This window comes from Paracoccus sulfuroxidans (assembly GCF_007830335.1).
GTDB lineage: Bacteria > Pseudomonadota > Alphaproteobacteria > Rhodobacterales > Rhodobacteraceae > Paracoccus > Paracoccus sulfuroxidans.
The window spans coordinates 132,207-150,892 of the sequence record NZ_VLKU01000002.1; the positions used below are offsets into that span (position 1 = coordinate 132,207).

Sequence of the window (18,686 nt, forward strand, 5' to 3'; positions counted from 1 at the left end):
GGGGGTTACCAATTTCCGTCAGAAAGATGCGTCAGGCGCCGTGGGCCATCTCATCGCTGCGGGGCGGCTTGCCCTGCGTGCTGGGCTCGGGCTCGGCCTTCTCGGGTTCCGGCTCGGGCGGGCCCAGCTTGACCGGCTCGACATGCAGGCATTCGGGGTTGCGCAGCCAGATGTCGCGCTGCGGGAAGGGCATCTCGATCCCTTCCTTGGCAAAGCGCGCGGCGATCTCGTGGTTGATCTCCGAGGTCACGCCGGTCCCGCCATTGATGTCCGACAGCACCGCGCGGATCTCGAAATTCAGCGCGTCGGCCCCGAAGCCCTTGAAGACCACGAAGGGGGCCGGGTTGATCAGCACCGTCGGCTGATCCTCGGCGATCTCTTGCAGGATGCGGGCGACATGGCGGGTGTCGCTGCCATAGGCCACGCCCACCGGCACGATGATGCGCCCGGAAAGATTGCCCCGCGTCCAGTTCGTCACCGGCTGGGTGATCAGGTCCGAGTTCGGGACGATCACATCCGTACGGTCGAAGGTCTGGATCTGGGTCGCGCGCACGGACATGCGCTTGACGATGCCCTGCTTGCCTCCGACGTCGATCCAGTCACCGACGGTCACGGGACGTTCAATCAGCAGGATGATGCCCGAAACGAAGTTCGACACCACCTGCTGCATACCGAAACCGATACCGACCGACAGCGCACCGGCGACGATGGCCAGCGACGAGAGGTCAATTCCGGCGGTATTGACCGCCAGCAGCGCCGCAAGCCCGATGCCCAGATAGCCGATGCCCGAGGTGATGGCGTTCTGCCCGCCCGCGTCGATCTTGGTCTTCGGCAGGATCGAGCTGCGCAGCGCGCCCTGCAGGAAGCGGGTCAGCGCATAGCCCACGCAGAAGACGATCACGAAGGTCAGGATCACCATGGGCGACAGGTTGATCCCGCCCAGCGACAACCCGCCCTGCGCCTTGGTCCATGCCTCGCCCAGATCGCTGGTGCGCGCGCCCCAGATCAGCACGAAAAGCGGCAGCGACAGGATCACCAGCACAAAGCCGATCAGCATCGGGAACAGCGAATCGCGCGCCTCGCTGTCGCCCTTGGCCAGCGCCATGGCATAGAAATCGCCGACGAAATCCTGCAGCAGGATCAGCAGCCCGATCAGCCCCAGCGTGGTCGCCGTCGGCCACAGAAGGGCATTCGCCGCCGCCACATAGCCCACCGCCGCCAGAAGCGGCGCGATGACCGCGATCACCCGGCCGATGGTGCCCAGGAAGGCCGTGATCCGCACCCGGTAATCGGGGTTCTCATTGGCGACATAGCGGCCAAGGCGGCGCAGGATCTCGCACAGGCGGAACAGGAACAGCGAGCCCAGCAGGATCAGCGGAAAATGCCAGACCCCCGCCGAGGCATCCGAGATCCGCAAGGGGATCGTATCGGTCGTATGCGATTGGCTTTGAAAGCCCGAAAGCGGCAGGATCGCCCAGCCAAAAATCTGGTGAAGCCCCACTGCCAGCGCCAGGATCGAGGCGCGGAAGCGGGCCTTACGGCAGACATCCTCGGGCATCGGCAAGGGCGGCGTCAGGCCCGAGTTCGGCGTCGGAAACAGCCTGCGCGCCAGCCAGATGCCACCAAAGACCGACAGCGCAGCTGCCGGGACGGCCTCGATGAAGGGGCGGCCCCAATCACCGAAAAGCCCGGTCTCCAGCAGAACCACGACGCCCATGACCACGCCCACGAAGGGAATGGCGATCTGGCCCAGCGACACGAGGAAGTTCACCGCCGCGCGCGAGCGGTCGCTGGCGCGGTTCGACAGCCGCTCGGGCAGGGAATCGATCCAGCGGCGTCCCCGCGTCAGCAGGAAGATCGACAGCAGCAGGAAGCCGCCAAGCGCGGGCAGGCTGTCGCTGAACCCCGAGACGCCGCCGCGGTTTGTCCAGTTGGTCTTGGCCTCGTCATAGATGCCCAGAACGATCGCCAGACCGTCCTTCGCCGCCGGAGCCCAGTTCGCCGGGTTCAAGGGCGTCGGCGTCAGCCGCATCAGCGCATTCGCCTGGCGTTCACGCACCGTGCGGTCGATCTGCTGGATGATGCCGTCCGCACGGCCATAGGATTCGACCGCCTTCAGCCCGGGGGCCTGCAGCACCGACAGTTCCTCATTCAGCTCGGACCGCCGCGCAGCGATATCGGGCGATTCCGTCTTGCCCTCTTCCGGGACCGGACCCAAGGCCGCGATCTGGTCTTTCAGCGTCGCGATCCGGGTCGAGTTCGTGCCCTGCGAGGCGCTGAAGCGGTCGCGCCATTTCACCACCTCACCACGGATGGCCTGCAGCCGGGCGTCGTTGGCCTGACCGGATTCGAGGATCTGCTCGGCCTGTCCGGCCAGCTTGTCCCAGGCGGCATAATCCGGTCCGGGTTGGTCTTGCGCCCAAAGCGGCGCGGCACAGAGCAGAAGGATCGAAAAGATCAGGGCAACAAGGCGATTCATTCAGATACTCAGTCTTCGTAGACTTCGGGCAAGGCAGCAGGCGCGCGTTCCATCCATTCCGGAACCGGCAGGCCCTTGGCGCGCAGGAAGTCCGGGTTGAACAGCTTGGTCTGGTAACGCGTGCCATAGTCACACAGCACCGTCACGATCGTGTGTCCGGGGCCCATGTCGCGCGCCATGCGGATCGCGCCCGCGACGTTGACGCCGGACGAGCCGCCAAGGCACAGCCCCTCATGCTCCAGCAGATCGAAGATCACCGGCAGCGCCTCGGCGTCCGAGATGCGATAGCTGTAATCGGGCGTGAAGCCTTTCAGGTTCTCGGTGATCCGCCCCTGCCCGATCCCCTCGGTGATCGACGAGCCGGGGCTGTCGAATTCGCCGGTGGTGTAGAAGCTGTAAAGCGCCGCCCCTTCCGGATCGGCAAGGCCGATCTTCACGCCCTTCGGCTGCAGGGCCATGGCGACGCCTGCCAGCGTCCCGCCCGATCCGACCGCGCAGATGAAGCCGTCAACCTTGCCGCCGGTCTGTTCCCAGATCTCGGGGCCGGTCGTCTCGACATGGGCCTGACGGTTGGCGATATTGTCGAACTGGTTGGCCCAGATCGCGCCATTGGGCTCGGTCTTCGCCAGCTGCTCGGCCAGACGGCCCGAGTAGCGCACATAGTTGTTCGGGCTTTTGTAAGGCGCGGCGGGCACCTCGACCAGCTCGGCCCCGGCAAGGCGCAGCATGTCCTTCTTTTCCTGGCTCTGCGTCTCGGGGATCACGATGACCGAGCGGAAGCCCATCGAGGCCCCGACCAGCGCAATCCCGATCCCGGTGTTGCCGGCAGTGCCCTCGACGATGGTGCCGCCGGGCTTCAGATCGCCCCGCGCGACCGCGTCGCGGATGATGTAAAGCGCGGCCCGGTCCTTGATCGATTGGCCCGGGTTCATGAACTCGGCCTTGCCAAGGATTTCACAACCGGTTTCCTCAGACGCCTGGCGCAGACGGATCAGGGGCGTGTTGCCGATAGCAGAGGCAAGGTCAGGGCAAATGCGCATCGGAGGGCCTTTCGATTGGGTTTCATCCCGGGTTTACACGGGCCAGAGGGACAGCGGCAAGAGCGGGCGGGCCAATACCTTCACCCCTGCCCCAGTTCCGCGAGGATTCGGGGCGCGCTGAGTTCCAGCCAGAGCGCCAGCGACAGCAGCGGTCCATTGCGGATCTGCCCCGCCAGCGCCATGCGCGTCAGCTCGGCCCGGGGCATCAGATGCGAGCGGATGTCCTCGGCTTCAGAGGCCAGCCCGCCGATCCCGTCGCTGCCATCGGGCAGATCGGCGATGCCGACGTAAAGGTAAAGATATTCGGCAACCGCGCCGGGGCTGGGATAGTGATGCGGGCCTTCGATCAGGCGATCGATGGTCAGCCCCGCCTCCTCGACCGCCTCGCGCAGCGCAGCCGTTTCGGGCGTCTCACCCGCGTCAACGCGGCCCGCGACGGCCTCATAAAGCCAGGCCGCGCCATCACCACGCGCCACCGCGCCCGCACGCATCTGGTCAATCAGCATCACGCGGTCGCGCACGGGATCCCATGGCAGGACGACCGCCGCATCGCCCGACATGAAGACCGCGCGCAGCAGCGGGTCCGACCATCCACCGTCATGCAGCTGATGCCGCAGGATCAGGTGATCGACCGAAAAAAACTCGGCATAGGGTTCAGTCACCGCGTCGACATGGACGCTGTCCGGGCCTTCGCCAGCGATCTTCGGAAGGCGCGCGGCCTCTTCTTCGGCCCGAATGCGCGAGGCCGCGATCATGCCGATCATCGGCAGGCGTTTCCTCACGATGTCGGGCGAGACGTCAGCGGGCAGGCGCAGCAGATGCGCGGCAATCGCCACAGCAAGCTTGCCGTCCCAGGGGCCGGTGTCGTCGCCCTGCCCGACGCCCAGCACCTGCCGCCCGTCGATCTCAACCGTCTCCAGCCCGAAGGCCGCCGCATAGCGCGCAAGCTCTGCCGTCATCGCCGTCTCATAGGTCTCGACCTGCCCCGAGCCTGCCTCCCACCGCGGCCAGCCGTCCGCAGCGATCCCTGCCCGCGCCCCATCGGTCAGCTTGCCCCGCAACGATTCGGCAGGACGCGCGTCGGACGCAAGGAGGTCGCGCAATTCCGGACGTGCCAACGCGCCAACCAGCGCAATCACGAGGCACTCCAGGCCGTTGGACAGGGGCTGGAGACGGCGGTCCCCCTGCCAGGCCTGCAGAAAATCGGCTTTCTCACCAGTTCGCGCCTTTTTCGGAAAACTTCGCGGATTTTTCTCTTGTTCCCTCTTGCACTTCAACCCCCTCCCGTCTAAATCCCGCCCTCACCACACCAGACTAAGCGCGGAGAGGTGCCGGAGTGGTCGAACGGGGCGGTCTCGAAAACCGTTGAGCCTTCACGGGTTCCGTGGGTTCGAATCCCACCCTCTCCGCCATTTGGCCAAAAACGCATGCGTATGATTTCGTTATGAAATCCGCATCAACGTCGCCTAAGCCCTCCCCTACTGCTTGAGACAAAACAGCGCTGCAATTGGCGCGCAATTCTGTCGTCAACTCAATGCCGACCAACCGGTGGATTGAGCGCAACAAACAACCCGCCAGATCGTACCGCAATTGCAGCCGCCCCGGCGCAATGCGACCATATGGCCCGACGTTTGCGGAGCGATCGCCCTTGAAACGCAGCGTTCGAAAGGATGATAAGGGCCAGTCGATCTTCAGCGGGTGGGGCGCAGCATGGACAGTCAACTCTCGCGCCGTGATGCGGCATGGAACCTGCATGGCGCGCTGTTCATGGTGCTGGCGATGGCCTGCTTCACGGTCGAGGACAGCCTGCTGAAGGCCGCCTCTCGGACCCTGCCGGTGGGCGAGGTGCTGATTGCCTTTGGAACCATCGGCCTTCTCATCTTCTCCGCGCTGGCAATCCTCGCGGGTGAGCGGCCCTTCTCCTCCGCGATGCTGTCGAAGGTCATGCTGACCCGCTCGGCCTTCGAGATCGTGGGGCGGCTGTTCTTCATGTTGGCCATCGCGCTGACGCCGCTTTCGACCGCCTCGGCGATCCTGCAGGCCACGCCGCTGGTGGTGATCGCGGGGGCCGCCCTGGTCTTTCATGAGCGCGTGGGTCCCGCCCGCTGGGCCTCGGTCGCCATCGGCTTTGTCGGCGTGCTGCTGATCCTGCGCCCGGGGACCGAGGGCTTCGGCCTTCTGTCGATCTTCGCGGTGATCGCGACGTTGGGTTTCGCGGGCCGCGACCTCGCGACCCGCGCGGCGCCCGTCTCCATGTCGCATCGCCAACTGGGCGTGCTGGGCTTCCTCATGCTGATCGTCTCGGGCCTGATCGCCCTGCCCTTCGGCCCTGCACCGGTCTGGCCCGGCGGGGCAGCCGCGGCCAGCGTGATCGCCGGATCGCTGAGCGGGGTCATCGCCTATACTTCGCTGACCATCGCCATGCGGACGGGCGAGGTCGGGGCGGTCACGCCCTTCCGCTATACCCGGCTGGTCTTCGCGATGATCGCGGGCATCGTGGCCTTCGGCGAGCGGCCGGACATCTGGACCATCGCGGGGGCGGCCCTCATCATCATCGCCGGTGTTGCCGCGCTGACCAGATCGAAATAGGCCTTTTTTTGAGCTTCGCTCTTTCGCCGCCGGCAAAGCGACGCGTGACGCAGGCGTCCGGGAAGCCGTGAAATGCGCCAATCTGTGCGCCGCCATCAATCGACGACGCAGAGAGCCCAGCAATGTCCTGATATCAATGGCGCGCCCCACCGGGTGAAGATGACAACTACGTTTACTCCATAGCCCTATAAATCAGGGTTCGAGAACTGACCGGAAACCAATGGTATTACAATGGGTTCCGGTCTATTCGTTTTCACCATGTGTTTCTGCGGACCCGGCCCTACAGCGCCGGGACATTGTCACTGGCGGCTCTTCACAGCGCAATGAATAGCGCGTTCGCTTCGGGCCGGCAGTTTATTCAGGCATCCATGATTTTGCGGCACCCAGCGGTTTTCAGCGGAACTTATGTGGCTAACGGCGGCAATTCGGATGTTGGGCGCTAAGTCACTCGGCGGCGTCCAACTCGTCATCCAACGAGACGACTTCAATCGCCGGACCTTTAAACTCCGGCAATTTAGATCTCGTAGGAACCATCCATGACTGCACTTTTCCTGCGGCCTCGTCGGCTTCGAATTGCTTGGCGACTTCGGCAAGCGGGTGACGGAAGAAATGCTGGTTGAGAGCGTCGGCAAGGGCCTTCTCTTTGCCCGCCCTCGCCAGCGCCAGAACCGCATCGCCGTCCTTCCAGTCGATCTTCGCCTTTACGCGGCGGACCTGTTCCTCTTTCAGTTTCGCCAGCGCATCAGGTGCGATGCTGCCACTCGTCCAGATTTCGAAGCGCTGCTCTGCCTCGCGTAAATACCCGTGCTGAGCGTAATGAGCGCGGAATGTGGGAATCTTCGCGAGCCATTCCTCCACCTCTGCCAGACTCAACACACCGCCCGGCTCTTTACCTTTGCATTCAATGGCCGTGACGACTGCGTTCTGGTTGGTGATCGTCTGAACGTCGATATCCGCTGTCTTCCCGGTGCTCGGGTCTTTGGCGGTGACGCCCATATCCATCGTCATGGCTGTGCGCCTTGCAAGATAGCCCGCCACCATCTCAAACAGGATGCCCCGAAGGTTCTTGTTGCGTCCTTCGATATCAAACAGGTTGTTCAACAGCATGGTGAGGCGTTCGGGGCTCGATGATGCATATTTCGCGGCATTCTTGAGCACTTCGCAGAGCGAGGCGATTGCCTCCCCGACACGCCTCCCGAACAGGTCTTTGGGGGTTGCCAGCATAACACCCGCCGCATGTCCTGCGGTCATTGCTTCACCCGTGAAGCCTTCCGCGACGATGATCGACAGAATGCCGATATCCTTGAAGCTGGCTTTGAGAACGCGAGCTTTGCGGATGAAGAACTGAATCTCATGGACGGTCAAAATGCCTTCGGCGAAAACGTCCGCCACAACGAAACCCGGTTTGCTTGCCGATCCCTGCAACGGTAGGAGATAGCTCGGCCCGGCAAGATCGAATGCGAAAGGCCCGATCGGCTTCAAATCTTCGTCGCCCCGGATGCGGATAGCGTTGTAGCTCGCGAGGCCAATTTTTCGGCACCATTCGCGCAGGCCATCCAGCAAGACACGTTCCGTAATGTCCCGCGCCCGCATGGCAGCGGGTGTGCCCATGGCCAAGCTCGGAGCCGTGTGGAAACAGCGGCCATATTCCGGGTCGTGGAATTCCTTGAGGAAGTCGGACTTTATGAGACGGCTGGCGACCGTATCAGCCGGGACTTGCCCGGTCTTGGGCCTGACCGTCGCACCGCTTACAACCGCGAATTGCTCGGCAGGAATCATGCCCCCCCGCGCGATCACGCCGTCGATAGCCGCCGCCGTAATCGAATTGGTTTCGCGGAGATCGCGCTGGAAATTTTGCCAGAACCGTTCGCCGTTACGATCCTTCTCCAGATAAAGGAACGCCTCGCGCTTAGGCAGGAGCGGAACAGGAAAGCTGCGGATCGGCGGCTTGGCTCGCGATACGCGCTGACGCGCTGCCTCTGCGGATAAACCAGATGCGACAAGTGCCTCAACGATCCGTGAGGAACGTGAGGGACCATGTTCGGAAAGGTACTGCGCAACGCTGGTCATAGGGCATGTCACACTACTTAATTTATTAATACAACTACCTACATGCCCCTCGTTTTCAACGCGGTATCCAGAGTTGTTTTAAATCAATGTCTTAGATGGCTGTTTCCGGGCCCGATTTTTTGGCCTCTGTCACAATGGTTTTTGGAGTCATGCTTTTGGCCTGCTTTCGCACCCGAAAATAAGTGCTGGGCACTGCCATATTCCGTAAAGCGTTACTTTACAGGCAACGTTACGTCCGATACGCTGCATCCGACTCAATGAACATTCAACGGGCAACGCGCGATGACCGACGAGGATGACCTTCGGCTGAAGACGCCCGCCCATCCGGGTGGCTTCGTGAAGCAAGAGGTCTTGAAACCGCTCGGCCTGTCGGTGACAGAGGCGGCGGATGCGCTAGGCGTCACGCGACCGGCACTGTCGGCGCTCCTGAACGAGCGCGCGCACCTGTCGCCGGACATGGCGATCCGAATTGAAAAAGCCTTCGGCGTCTCGATGGAGACGCTGATGCGCATGCAAAACAGCTACGACATCGCCCAGGCCCGCAAGCGGGAAGCGGAGATCAAGGTCGAGCGATACACTGGAATGACGATGAAGGGGCGGGCATGACGGAGCTGAGTTTCAAGGGCAAAGAGTTTGTTTATAACCACCATCTGGCGGTGCCCTTCCGTCCGCTCGTGCCCGATGAAAGCAAGGGCATCGGTCCTGTCGCGCTTGACGGCAACCTCGTCATCCACGGCGACAACCTGCACGCGCTGAAAGCGCTCCTGCCGCTCTACGCGGGCAAGGTGGACTGCATCTTTATCGATCCGCCGTACAACACCGGCAACGAGGGATGGTGCTACGACGATAACGTCAATGCGCCAATGATCCGGGAGTGGCTGGAGTCCAATCCGGTCGGTGTTGAGGACGGCCTACGTCATGACAAATGGTGTGCCATGATGTGGCCGCGCCTTCGGATGCTCCATGAGCTGCTGGCGGACCATGGCGTCATCTTTATAACCATCGATGATAACGAGGCGCACCGCCTCACAAATATTTGCTGCGAAATATTCGGTGAGGAAAATCATGTCGCCACCTTTATCTGGCGGAAAGTTGATAGCCCGAACGATAACAAGGTAGCTATCACACCCGACCATGATTACGTCCTCTGCTTTGCGCGCGATATTGGCTCTGCAAAGTTCAAGAGGATGATCGCCCCGTCCATCCTGAAAGCTTATCCGAACCGAGACGAGAACGGACGCCCTTTTAGAGATCGCCTTCTGAAGAAGAACGGACGGGCGAGTCTCCGCCGTGATCGGCCGACCATGTTCTTCCCGCTTGAAGACCCCGATGGAAATGAGGTTTTCCCCATACATGATAACGGGGAAGAAGCGCGATGGTCGATGGGGAAGAAGGGCATCAAGAAACACAAAGATGCCGGTACATTGATCTGGAAGAGGATCGAAAAGCTCGGACGTGAAGTGTGGGAGCCTTACACCCGCGAGTTTGCGCCCGAGGACGATCCCACGCGGCCGTTTCCAACGATTTGGAGCGACGTGGATACGATGCGGCAGGCCAAGGCCATGCTCAGGAACATATTTGGCACGTCTGATTTGTTCGACACGCCGAAAACCGTGAAGCTTCTGGACAGGATCATCGACATTGCTGCCGATGATGACGCAATTATCCTAGATTCCTTTGCGGGTTCTGCAACAACGGCTCACGCCGTGCTCGAAGCCAACAAGCGCGACGGCGGCAATCGCCGCTTCATTCTCGTGGAAATGGAGGAATATGCCGACAGCCTGACGGCAGAGCGCGTCCGGCGTGTCATCAACGGCTATGATTTCGAGGGCACACAGCGAACAGAGATGTTGCGGGAGCGGCTGAACTGGCGCGCGCTCAGCAATGCCGGAGAGCTGGCGCACAAGGTCGAAGGCATCGAGAACCTGCACGGCCACGATTACGACCGCATCAAGAAGGAAGTGAAAGACGGCGAGCTGATCGTCACCGGCGAAAAGACGGTGGCGGAACGTGCAGAAGGTCTTGGCGGCACCTTCACCTATTGCACCCTCGGCGATCCCGTCGAGCTGGACAAGGTGCTGAGCGGTGAAACCCTGCCGCCCTATGCCGGCCTCGGCGCGGCGCTGTTCCACATGGCGACCAATCACGCGCTCGATCCCGCCGCCGTGCGCGAGGATGATTTCTATCTCGGTGCCATGGAAGGCCAGCATGTCTGGCTGATCTACAAGCCCGATCTCGACTGGTTGAAGTCGCCGGAAGCGGCGTTGACGCTGGCGCGCGCCAAGGCATTCGCCGCGTCCGATCCGGACAAGCGCCACCTTGTCTTCGCCCCGGCGCGCTTCGTGAGCCAGAAGATGCTGGCGGAACAGAACATCCCCGTGGAGTTCGTGCCGCTGCCCTTCGCGCTCTATCGGATAGATCGGAGCTGACGCCGTGTTTCGCCAACTCGATTATCAGGACCGCGTCATCAAGACGCTCGATGACTATCTCGACCTTTTGAAGGAAAAGAAGGCGCGCGCCGACAAGGTGGCGGCGCTCGCCGCGCAAGACCCGGACCTTGGCCTTGCCATTCCGGATTTCGCGAAAGAGGCTTGGGAAGCGATGAAGACGGCAGGCAAGCTGCCTGCTTCCCGCGCCGCGATACCGTTCTCGCCGCGCATAGACGGCTGCGAGCGGCCCGTACCTAACGCCGTGCTGAAAGTGCCGACCGGCGGCGGCAAGACATGGCTTGCCGTCTCCGCCGTCTCGCGGGTGATGGGCCGCTATCTCGACCGCAACACCGGTTTCGTCCTGTGGATCGTGCCGAACGAGGCGATTTATACGCAGACGCTCAAGCACCTGAAGGATCGCCAGCACCCCTACCGTCAGGCGCTAGACCGCGCGGCGGCGGGGCGCGTGAAGATTATGGAGAAAACCGACCGGCTCGATGCGCGGGACGTGGAAACCAACCTCTGCGTCATGCTGCTGATGCTGCAATCCGCGAACCGCGAGACGCAGGATTCCCTGAAAATGTTTCAGGACCGGGGCGACGTGCACGGCTTCTTCCCGCCCGAAGGCGAACAACAGGCGCATCAGGCCGCCATCGACCGCACGCCGAACCTCTCTGCCTATACGGGCATGTTCCCGATGGTGAAGGATTCCCTCGGGAACGCCCTTCGAATCATTCGGCCCGTGGTCGTGATGGACGAAGGCCACCGCGCCATTTCCGATCTCGCCTTCGGCACGCTCTACGGATTCAACCCGTGTTTCGTGCTGGAGCTGACGGCCACGCCGCAGGATGTGCAGCCGCGCGGCGGCCGCAATCCGCGAGAAGGCCGCTATGCCAATGTGCTGGTGGAAGTGACGGGGCGCGAGCTGGACCGTGAGGGCATGATAAAGATGCCGCTCAACCTCGATCCCCGGCAGGGCAATGACTGGAAGGCGACGCTGAACGCAGCCCTTGCCAAGCTCAACGCGCTCGATGCCGAAGCCCGGCAACTGCGAGCCGATACGGGCCGCTATATTCGCCCGATCATGCTGATCCAGGTCGAGCGCACGGGCGCGGATCAGCGCGAAAGCGGCCATATCCACGCCGAGGACGTGAAGGAATGGCTCCTGACGGCAGGTTTCGATCAGGCGGAAATCGCGATCAAAACCGCGCAGCAGAACGATCTCAACGATCCGGAAAATCACGACCTCTTGTCGCCCACCAACCGCGTGCGGGCGATCATCACGAAACAGGCCCTGCAAGAGGGCTGGGATTGCCCCTTCGCCTATGTGCTGTGCAGCCTTGCCGCCAGCGCCAACCTCAAGGCCATGACTCAGCTTGTCGGCCGCATTCTCCGCCAGCCCGGCGCGCTCAAAACGGACGTTGAAGCGCTCGATGAGTGCCACGTCATCACGCATCACGCCGATACTGCGACGGTCGTCGGTGCCATTAAAGACGGCCTCGAACAGGACGGCCTCGGCGATCTGGTCCTGCGCGTGACGCAGGACGACAAGAGCGGGACAGGTAAGACGGCCCGCAGGATCAATCGCCGCCCGGCTTTCGCCTCCACGGAAATCTACCTGCCCAAGGTGATGGTGGTGGAAAGCGGCGACGCGCGCGAGCTGGACTACGAGACGGATGTGCTTTCCGCGCTCGACTGGCGGGGCTTCGATCCGCAGGACATCGCGGATCGGGTGCCCGAAAACGCACAGGCGGCGGAAAGCCAGCTCCAACGGATCAGGCTTGCCGAGGACGGCGACGAATTATTCGTCGGCGAGACTGTCGCCGCCAACGCGGAAATCCTCGCCTTCGATCCGGCGCATGCTGTCCGGATGATTTCCGACATCGTGCCGAATCCCTTCGTCGGCCGCGAGATTGTCGGCGCGACGGTTGCGGCCCTGCGGGCGCGGGGCTTCGATGACGCGAAGCTCGGCCTGCTCGCTAGCCTGATCGTGGAAGAGCTGCGCAAGGGCCTCGAAGCGGCGCGAAACGAGCGCGCCGAAGCCCTGTTCAAGGCCGAGGTAGCGGCGGGACACATCCAGTTCCGCTTGCGGCTCGATGGCCGCAACTGGCGAATGCCGTTCAGCATCGAAACGACAGAACCGGAGAACGCGCGCCAGCTCCTGAACCGCGCGGGCGGCCCGCTCGAAAAGAGCCTGTTCACGCCGGTCTACGAGAACGAGCTGAACAGCGACGAGCGGGATGTGGCGGTCTATCTCGACGGTGAGAAGACTCTGGCCTGGTGGCACCGCAATGTCGCGCGGACGCAATACGGCATTCAGGGGTGGAAGAAGGCCAAAATCTATCCGGATTTCATCTTCGCCGTGCAACGCGACGGCGAAGCGAAGCGGATCACGGTGCTGGAAACGAAGGGCGACCAGCTCGACAATCTCGACACCGCCTACAAGCGCGAGGCGCTGGCGTTTCTCTCGGGCCATTTTGAATGGGACGAGGCAACGCCGGTCGGCGAATTGGAACTGGTCAACAACGGCGAAGCCGTGGAAGGCACCTTAATCCTGATGAGCGAATGGAAGGCGAAACTGCCCGCGTATCTCTGACAGCGCGGTATTGGGGGGCGTATGGAATTCGATCCAGCATTATCATTCTCGGACAACCTTGCCCGTTTCCGAGCGGAAGCGGAGCGCATCGATGCTGATTGCGCCCGCATTCTATTCGACAATCTGGCGCTGCTGGCACGCGACGGTGATGCGACACGCACCCGGCAGGCCGTTCAGGAGTTCAACCGGGCGGTCCTCGCCGCGCTCGACGGCCTGCCGGAAGGGCCTGCGGCATGAGCCGGTATTTTCTCGCCTCCGCCGCCATTGAGGGATTTCGCGGCATAAATAATGACGGCGATCCTCTCGTGCTGAAGTTCAAGCACGATGCCGTCAATTCCGTCCATGCGCCGAACGGGGTCGGCAAAAGCTCGATCTTCGAAGCGCTGCACTTCGCCCTGCATGGCACGGTGCCTCGCCTGGAAGGGATGCAGGACGCCGAACAGGGTGCCAGCTACATCGTCAATAAGTTCCATCCGGCGCAACAGGCGACGGTCGCCCTTGTTTTCAAGAGCGATGACGGCACGCCCGACGTGTCGATCACCGTCACCCGGACGACGGCGGGCGGACGGGTCGTCACATCTCCTTCCGGCCATGCCGATCCGGACAGCTTCCTCACCGATCTTTGCGAAGATTTCGTGCTGGTCGATTACCCGCGCTTTGCCTCCCTCGTGGACTGCTCGGCACTGGAGCGCGGGCGCTCTTTCGCCTCGTTGGTCGGCATGAGCCGGTATTCCCAGCTACGGCAGGCGCTCGACGGGGCCAAGAACACCCGCAACATCAACGGTGATCTTGGGCTGTCCACGCTCGACACTGAAGTGACCGCCGAAAACCGCGCCTTGGGGGCCGTTGAACAGCGCATCCTCGCCGCGCATCAGGAAGTGACCAGCGCGGCCGGCGGCCAGATGGCGGATACCGCCGCGTTGAAAGCGCAGGTGACGGCGGGACTATCGGGCATTGCGCTCTTCGCGTCGTTGCTCGCCAACGCCTCGGTGATGGACCTAGATTTTGACGCCGCTGAAAAGATCGTCGATCAGGAAGAAGGCGGCGCGGCGCGAAAAACCCTCGACGGCCTCAACACCACCGTCGCGACCCTCGGCGGCTTGCAGGTCTCGGCGGCGGAACTTGCCGAGGTCGACGCGCTGGTGACGGCGGCGAAGGCGCGCGACGAGGCGATGCGCAAAGTCGGTGCCGCCAGCCTGCACGCCTTGCTGAAAGACGCGCTCGCGGTCGTAAACAGTGCGGACTGGCACGATCCGAAGGTCTGCCCCGTCTGCGAGAAGGCAGACGACGGGCCGCTTCAGGATCAACTGGAAGCGAAGATCGCGCTTTACGACGAGGCCGAACAGCTCGACGCGGAGCTGAAACGGCAGGTGCTAAGCGCGGGGTGTGTCAGCAAGCTCCGGCAGCTTGAAGAGCAAGCGCGTCTCGGCGTTGCGGATGCTGGTCGCATCGCGCCGGTCCTGACGCTGGCCGCGCGCCAGTCGTCGGTTTCGACGGCGGACCTGGAACGCGCGAAGGATGCACTTGGCGCACTCGACGCGAAGCGCGTTGACGTGCTCGCGGCAGTCAATGCCGAGATCGCGGCGCTGCAAGTCAGCTTGCCGCCGTCACTCGTCGCCGTCACCCGCACCCTCGGGCAGGCCAAGCAGTTCCGCGACGCCATGAACGAATACGAGCGGACCCTTCCGGCGCTCGCGGCGAAACGGGCCAAGCTCGCGAAGCTCAATCGCTGGAAGTCGTTCATCACGAACGTAGCCGGGCAGTTCGCAACGGCGGAAAGCGCGCTAGCCAACGCGCGCATCACGGATATACAGGCAAGTTGTCAGGAGCTTTTCGGACATCTGGTGCGCGGCGGTCCGGACGTGCGGCCGACGCTAAACCGGGCGCAGAATACCGAGCAGGTGGATTTGAAGCTCGCCGATTTCTTTGGCCTTCCGAACCAAAGCGCGCGGGCGCTCCTCTCGGAGAGCTACCGCAATGCCGTCGCCGCCTCTATCTTCATGGCGGCGGCCACCCGGCATCAAGGCGTGCCGCGCTTCATGGTGTTGGATGATGTGACGTCAAGTTTCGATGCCGGACATCAATTTAGCCTGATGGATACGATCCGGACGAAACTGCGTTTTGGTGCAGCGAACGGTCTGCCCGGCGGGCTTCAGTTCATCATTCTCAGCCATGATACGAGCCTTGAGAAGTATTTCGACCGGCTCAACGGCACGGCAGAATGGAATCACCAGAAACTGCAAGGCATGCCGCCTCGTGGACGGCTGATGATCGCCGCGCAGCAGGCGGATCGCCTGAAGGCACAGGCGGAACAATACCTGAACGCGGGACAGATAGACATCGGAGAGCCGTTTGTCCGCCAGTATCTTGAATACAAGCTCGGCCAGATCATCACCCGTCTGGAGATTCCAGTGCCGCCCGATTATGCGACGCGGGGCGACAAGCGCACCTTGTCCACCTATGTGGACGCGATCACGGCGGCGGTCGCGCTCTATCAGGCGGCGGGGCGCTGCGTCCTCTCCGCCCAACAGATCACCGACCTTCAGAACCACCACATGCCTTCCATCATGGCGAACTATGTCAGCCACTATGAGACAGGCGCAGGCAATCCATTCAACGCCTATGCTTTGCTCGGCGTTCTGCAAAGTGTGGACGCGCTCGCCGATTGTTTCTGTTGGACCGATCCTGCCAACAATCAGCGGAAGTATTATCGACGACTTGATCGGCAGTAATCGCCGAAATTGCTAAATATGGCGTAGGGGGAGTGAGCGATGGCATCCGAACAGCAGTTGCTGGCATTTGATCAGCGTTTCTTGGACCGCCATGCCGGCCCAATCATTTCTGATCTTTCGGTCGCCTTGGTCGAACTTGTCGCGAATGCTTGGGATGCCTACGCGACAGAGGTGGACATAACTTGGCCAACAAATGACGGTGCCCGGAAATTCTCGATTAAGGATAACGGTCGCGGCATGACCGCCGCGCAGTTCGAGCAGCGCTGGGGCGTCTTTGATTATAATCGGGTAAAGGCCGAGGGCGAGTATGTCTCCCCACCCACAGAACTCCCGGAATTGGCGCCGCGCCGAGTATACGGACGCAATGGTAGAGGGCGGCACGGCGGCTTCGCCTTCTCCAATCCCTATGAAATAATCATAGAGGCCGCCGGCGAAAAAGTAGCCTATCGGGTTTCCAGGGGCGGGCAGCGCCCCTTCAATTGGGAAGTCATTAAGCGTGAACAGAGCACCGGGCACGGTGTGGAAATTCGCGCGGTAGAATCGACGCGGTTACGGCTTAGCGCCGCTGATGTTCGAGAGGTGCTTGGAACACGCTTTCTGACAGACCCGAACTTCAAGGTGTCGGTGGACAGCCAGCCCGTCACTTTCGATGACATTCCCCAAGATTTTTTGCGGGAGAGCTTCGTCGATATCCCCGATATCGGTCGTGCGACAATCCTCATGATCGACTCGCAGCGGGCCGACCGGACAACGCGGCAGCACGGTATCGCTTGGCATGTCAACAACCGGCTGGTCGGTGATTGCGGCTGGCGCGGCACCGACTATGAACGCGTGCTCGACGGGCGAACGAGCGAAGCCAAGCGCTTCACGTTCATCGTCTTTGCCGACTTCTTGGCGGACAGCGATGCCGTGCTGCCAGACTGGTCGGGGTTCCAGCCCAACAATGAAATCTGGAAGAAGACCCAGATCGCCGTTCAGGACAAAATTCGCGAAGAAATTGCTGCGTTCAATTTCGAGCGGCGTTCGGAAGCCAAGGAGGCGGTTCGCGAACGCTATGCCTCTACTGTCGTCAGGATAGCTCCGAGCGCGCGTGAGCGGTGGAACAGCTTTGTCGATCAAGTCATCGATACCTGCCCCGGCATCTCTCCCGAACAGATTGATCAAGTGGCTGGCATTCTTGCTAATTTGGAGGCGTCGTCGTCCCGATACAGCTTGCTGGCGCGACTGCATGGCCTTCAACCAGGCGAGCTGGATCAATTGGACGGCATTCTCGCAGATTGGAGCGTCGCGACCGCAAAGCTGGCGCTAGATGAAATCCAGAATCGACTGAAGCTGATCGGCGAACTGCACGAAAAGCTTCGCGATGAACGCGCCGATGAAGTCCGCGAGCTTCAGCCTCTTATTGAGCGGAGTCTATGGGTATTCGGTCCTGAGTTCGAAAGCATCGAGTTCACGTCCAATCGCGGCATGTCGGAGGTTATTAGACGGTTGCTTGGCGGAACCGCACACGGTAGCCTGAACCGGCCCGACTTCGTTATTCTACCCGATGGCAGTGTAGGACTATTTGCCCGCCCCGCGTTCGATGAGCAGCACGAAGTTATTGGCGTGGAGCACTTGATTGTTGTCGAGTTGAAGCGGCCCGGCATTCCTATCGGCATGGATCAGAAGAACCAAGCATGGAAGTATGTCGTTGAATTGCAGACTCACGGATTGATTGACGATTCTACGCGTGTGACCTGTTTTGTCCTGGGATCGCGACTAACGCCGCGTGAAGGCGTTCGTGAGGAAGGGCGGACCAAGATTATCCCCATGGCCTATGAAACATTTATCCGACGTGCCGAAACTCGGATGCTTAATCTGTATGCACGGCTTTCCGAGGCACCGTTCCTGCGCCAAGCTGGCTTGGATGCCGACAGCTTCGTAAAAGAGCCAATCGCACGCCAAGGTGGTTTCGACGTGTAGTTGAGCTGGCAGGAAAAAAGTTCGGTAACTTAGGGCTCCGCCCTCGGCGCACTTCGAAAGGCTTCCGCCCAGCTTCCTCCGCGCGTGACGCACTCCGTGCAGCCGGTTCCCCGCGAAGCCTCCCTCCGTTCGCACACCCGGTCTCGGCGACGGCCAGAAGGTCAGGCGCGGCGTTCCGCTTCGCTGACCTTCAGACCCGAGGATCAGAGACATGACCAACGTATCCGACAGCAATCCCCGCATCTATGTCGCTTGCCTTGCCGCCTACAATAACGGCTACCTGCATGGGGCTTGGATCGACGCGGATCAGGACGCCGACGAAATCAGGGACGAGATTGCCGCGATGCTTGCACGCTCGCCGATCAAGGGCGCGGAGGATTATGCCATCCATGACTATGAAGGTTTCGAGGGCGTCACCATCAAGGAATATGCCGGCATCGACACCGTGGCGCACATGGGCGCTTTCATCGCAGAGCATGGCGCGTTAGGCGCTGGCTTGCTGGAGCAGTTCGTCGGCGACATAAACCAAGCCGAAACCGCCTTGCAGGATTGCTATCACGGCCAGTTCGCCAGCCTTGCCGACTTCATGGAGGACTTGACCGCTGAAAGCGGCGTCACGATCCCCGACGCGCTACGCTACTACATTGATTGGAAAGCAATGGCCCGTGACGCTGAAATGAACGGCGAGTTTTTCACAGTCGAAACCGCACATGACGAGGTGCATGTGTTTTCTATTCAATGAAAGCCGGAGCGCCGCGTCCGCATTTTTGCGGGCGGGCGTCTCGTAGA

At 61.7% G+C, this 18,686-nt stretch carries 12 protein-coding genes and 1 tRNA gene; 9 read left to right on the forward strand and 4 right to left on the reverse strand.

Features of this window, described 5'->3' with window-relative positions; all coding sequences use genetic code 11:
* Positions 1-31: 31 nt before the first annotated feature.
* The 3 genes from IQ24_RS03145 to IQ24_RS03155 all read right to left on the reverse strand — a co-directional run bounded on the left by IQ24_RS03145 (position 32) and on the right by IQ24_RS03155 (position 4,658).
* Positions 32-2,479 carry a DUF3772 domain-containing protein gene (locus IQ24_RS03145; protein ID WP_145396289.1) on the reverse strand — a complete coding sequence of 816 codons (2,448 nt, stop codon included), beginning with the start codon at positions 2,477-2,479 and terminating at the stop codon, positions 32-34.
* Between the two features lie 8 nt (positions 2,480-2,487).
* Positions 2,488-3,519 carry a cysteine synthase A gene (locus IQ24_RS03150; RefSeq protein WP_145396290.1) on the reverse strand — a complete coding sequence of 344 codons (1,032 nt, stop codon included), beginning with the start codon at positions 3,517-3,519 and terminating at the stop codon, positions 2,488-2,490.
* Between the two features lie 80 nt (positions 3,520-3,599).
* On the reverse strand, positions 3,600-4,658 hold the full coding sequence (locus IQ24_RS03155) for an NUDIX domain-containing protein (protein ID WP_145396291.1): 1,059 nt from the start codon (positions 4,656-4,658) through the stop codon (positions 3,600-3,602).
* Between the two features lie 183 nt (positions 4,659-4,841).
* Between IQ24_RS03155 and IQ24_RS03160 the strand changes: the two genes are divergently transcribed.
* Both IQ24_RS03160 and IQ24_RS03165 read left to right on the forward strand, forming a co-directional pair.
* Positions 4,842-4,931, forward strand: a tRNA-Ser gene (locus tag IQ24_RS03160).
* 298 nt (positions 4,932-5,229) lie between these two features.
* Positions 5,230-6,108: a DMT family transporter gene (locus IQ24_RS03165; protein ID WP_199756469.1), complete on the forward strand. Its 879-nt coding sequence runs from the start codon at positions 5,230-5,232 to the stop codon at positions 6,106-6,108.
* A 444-nt stretch (positions 6,109-6,552) separates the two neighbouring features.
* Here the strand turns inward: IQ24_RS03165 and IQ24_RS03170 are convergent, their stop codons facing one another.
* Complete coding sequence (locus IQ24_RS03170) at positions 6,553-8,178, reverse strand: hypothetical protein (RefSeq protein WP_145396292.1); 1,626 nt, start codon at positions 8,176-8,178, stop codon at positions 6,553-6,555.
* A 282-nt stretch (positions 8,179-8,460) separates the two neighbouring features.
* Here IQ24_RS03170 and IQ24_RS03175 point away from each other — a divergent pair, with 282 nt between their 5' ends.
* The 7 genes from IQ24_RS03175 to IQ24_RS03205 all read left to right on the forward strand — a co-directional run bounded on the left by IQ24_RS03175 (position 8,461) and on the right by IQ24_RS03205 (position 18,639).
* The gene (locus tag IQ24_RS03175) at positions 8,461-8,784 is read left to right on the forward strand and encodes a HigA family addiction module antitoxin (protein WP_145396293.1); all 324 of its coding nucleotides are present in this window, start codon (positions 8,461-8,463) and stop codon (positions 8,782-8,784) included.
* Entirely contained in the window at positions 8,781-10,607 is a 1,827-nt protein-coding gene (locus tag IQ24_RS03180) for a site-specific DNA-methyltransferase (protein WP_145396294.1), read from the forward strand. Before IQ24_RS03175 ends, IQ24_RS03180 begins: the two co-directional genes overlap by 4 nt.
* A gap of 4 nt (positions 10,608-10,611) precedes the next feature.
* Positions 10,612-13,203 (forward strand): DEAD/DEAH box helicase, encoded by a 2,592-nt coding sequence (locus tag IQ24_RS03185; protein WP_145396295.1) that lies wholly within the window; start codon positions 10,612-10,614, stop codon positions 13,201-13,203.
* A 21-nt stretch (positions 13,204-13,224) separates the two neighbouring features.
* Positions 13,225-13,440 (forward strand): hypothetical protein, encoded by a 216-nt coding sequence (locus IQ24_RS03190; RefSeq protein WP_145396296.1) that lies wholly within the window; start codon positions 13,225-13,227, stop codon positions 13,438-13,440.
* Complete coding sequence (locus IQ24_RS03195; RefSeq protein ID WP_145396297.1) at positions 13,437-15,935, forward strand: AAA family ATPase; 2,499 nt, start codon at positions 13,437-13,439, stop codon at positions 15,933-15,935. The genes IQ24_RS03190 and IQ24_RS03195 overlap by 4 nt, the downstream gene beginning before the upstream one ends.
* A 39-nt stretch (positions 15,936-15,974) precedes the next feature.
* The gene (locus tag IQ24_RS03200) at positions 15,975-17,897 is read left to right on the forward strand and encodes an ATP-binding protein (RefSeq protein WP_145396298.1); all 1,923 of its coding nucleotides are present in this window, start codon (positions 15,975-15,977) and stop codon (positions 17,895-17,897) included.
* 211 nt (positions 17,898-18,108) lie between these two features.
* A complete protein-coding gene (locus IQ24_RS03205; RefSeq protein ID WP_145396299.1) occupies positions 18,109-18,639 on the forward strand; it encodes an antirestriction protein ArdA in 531 nt (176 codons plus the stop codon).
* The last annotated feature ends 47 nt before the right edge of the window (positions 18,640-18,686 follow it).

Coding starts and splice junctions, on each gene's coding strand:
- IQ24_RS03145 (WP_145396289.1), bottom strand. CDS start 2,479: ATGAATCGCCTTGTTGCCCTGATCTTTTCGATCCTTCTGCTCTGTGCC.
- IQ24_RS03150 (WP_145396290.1), bottom strand. CDS start 3,519: ATGCGCATTTGCCCTGACCTTGCCTCTGCTATCGGCAACACGCCCCTG.
- IQ24_RS03165 (WP_199756469.1), top strand. CDS start 5,230: ATGGACAGTCAACTCTCGCGCCGTGATGCGGCATGGAACCTGCATGGC.
- IQ24_RS03170 (WP_145396292.1), bottom strand. CDS start 8,178: ATGACCAGCGTTGCGCAGTACCTTTCCGAACATGGTCCCTCACGTTCC.
- IQ24_RS03175 (WP_145396293.1), top strand. CDS start 8,461: ATGACCGACGAGGATGACCTTCGGCTGAAGACGCCCGCCCATCCGGGT.
- IQ24_RS03180 (WP_145396294.1), top strand. CDS start 8,781: ATGACGGAGCTGAGTTTCAAGGGCAAAGAGTTTGTTTATAACCACCAT.
- IQ24_RS03190 (WP_145396296.1), top strand. CDS start 13,225: ATGGAATTCGATCCAGCATTATCATTCTCGGACAACCTTGCCCGTTTC.
- IQ24_RS03195 (WP_145396297.1), top strand. CDS start 13,437: ATGAGCCGGTATTTTCTCGCCTCCGCCGCCATTGAGGGATTTCGCGGC.
- IQ24_RS03200 (WP_145396298.1), top strand. CDS start 15,975: ATGGCATCCGAACAGCAGTTGCTGGCATTTGATCAGCGTTTCTTGGAC.
- IQ24_RS03205 (WP_145396299.1), top strand. CDS start 18,109: ATGACCAACGTATCCGACAGCAATCCCCGCATCTATGTCGCTTGCCTT.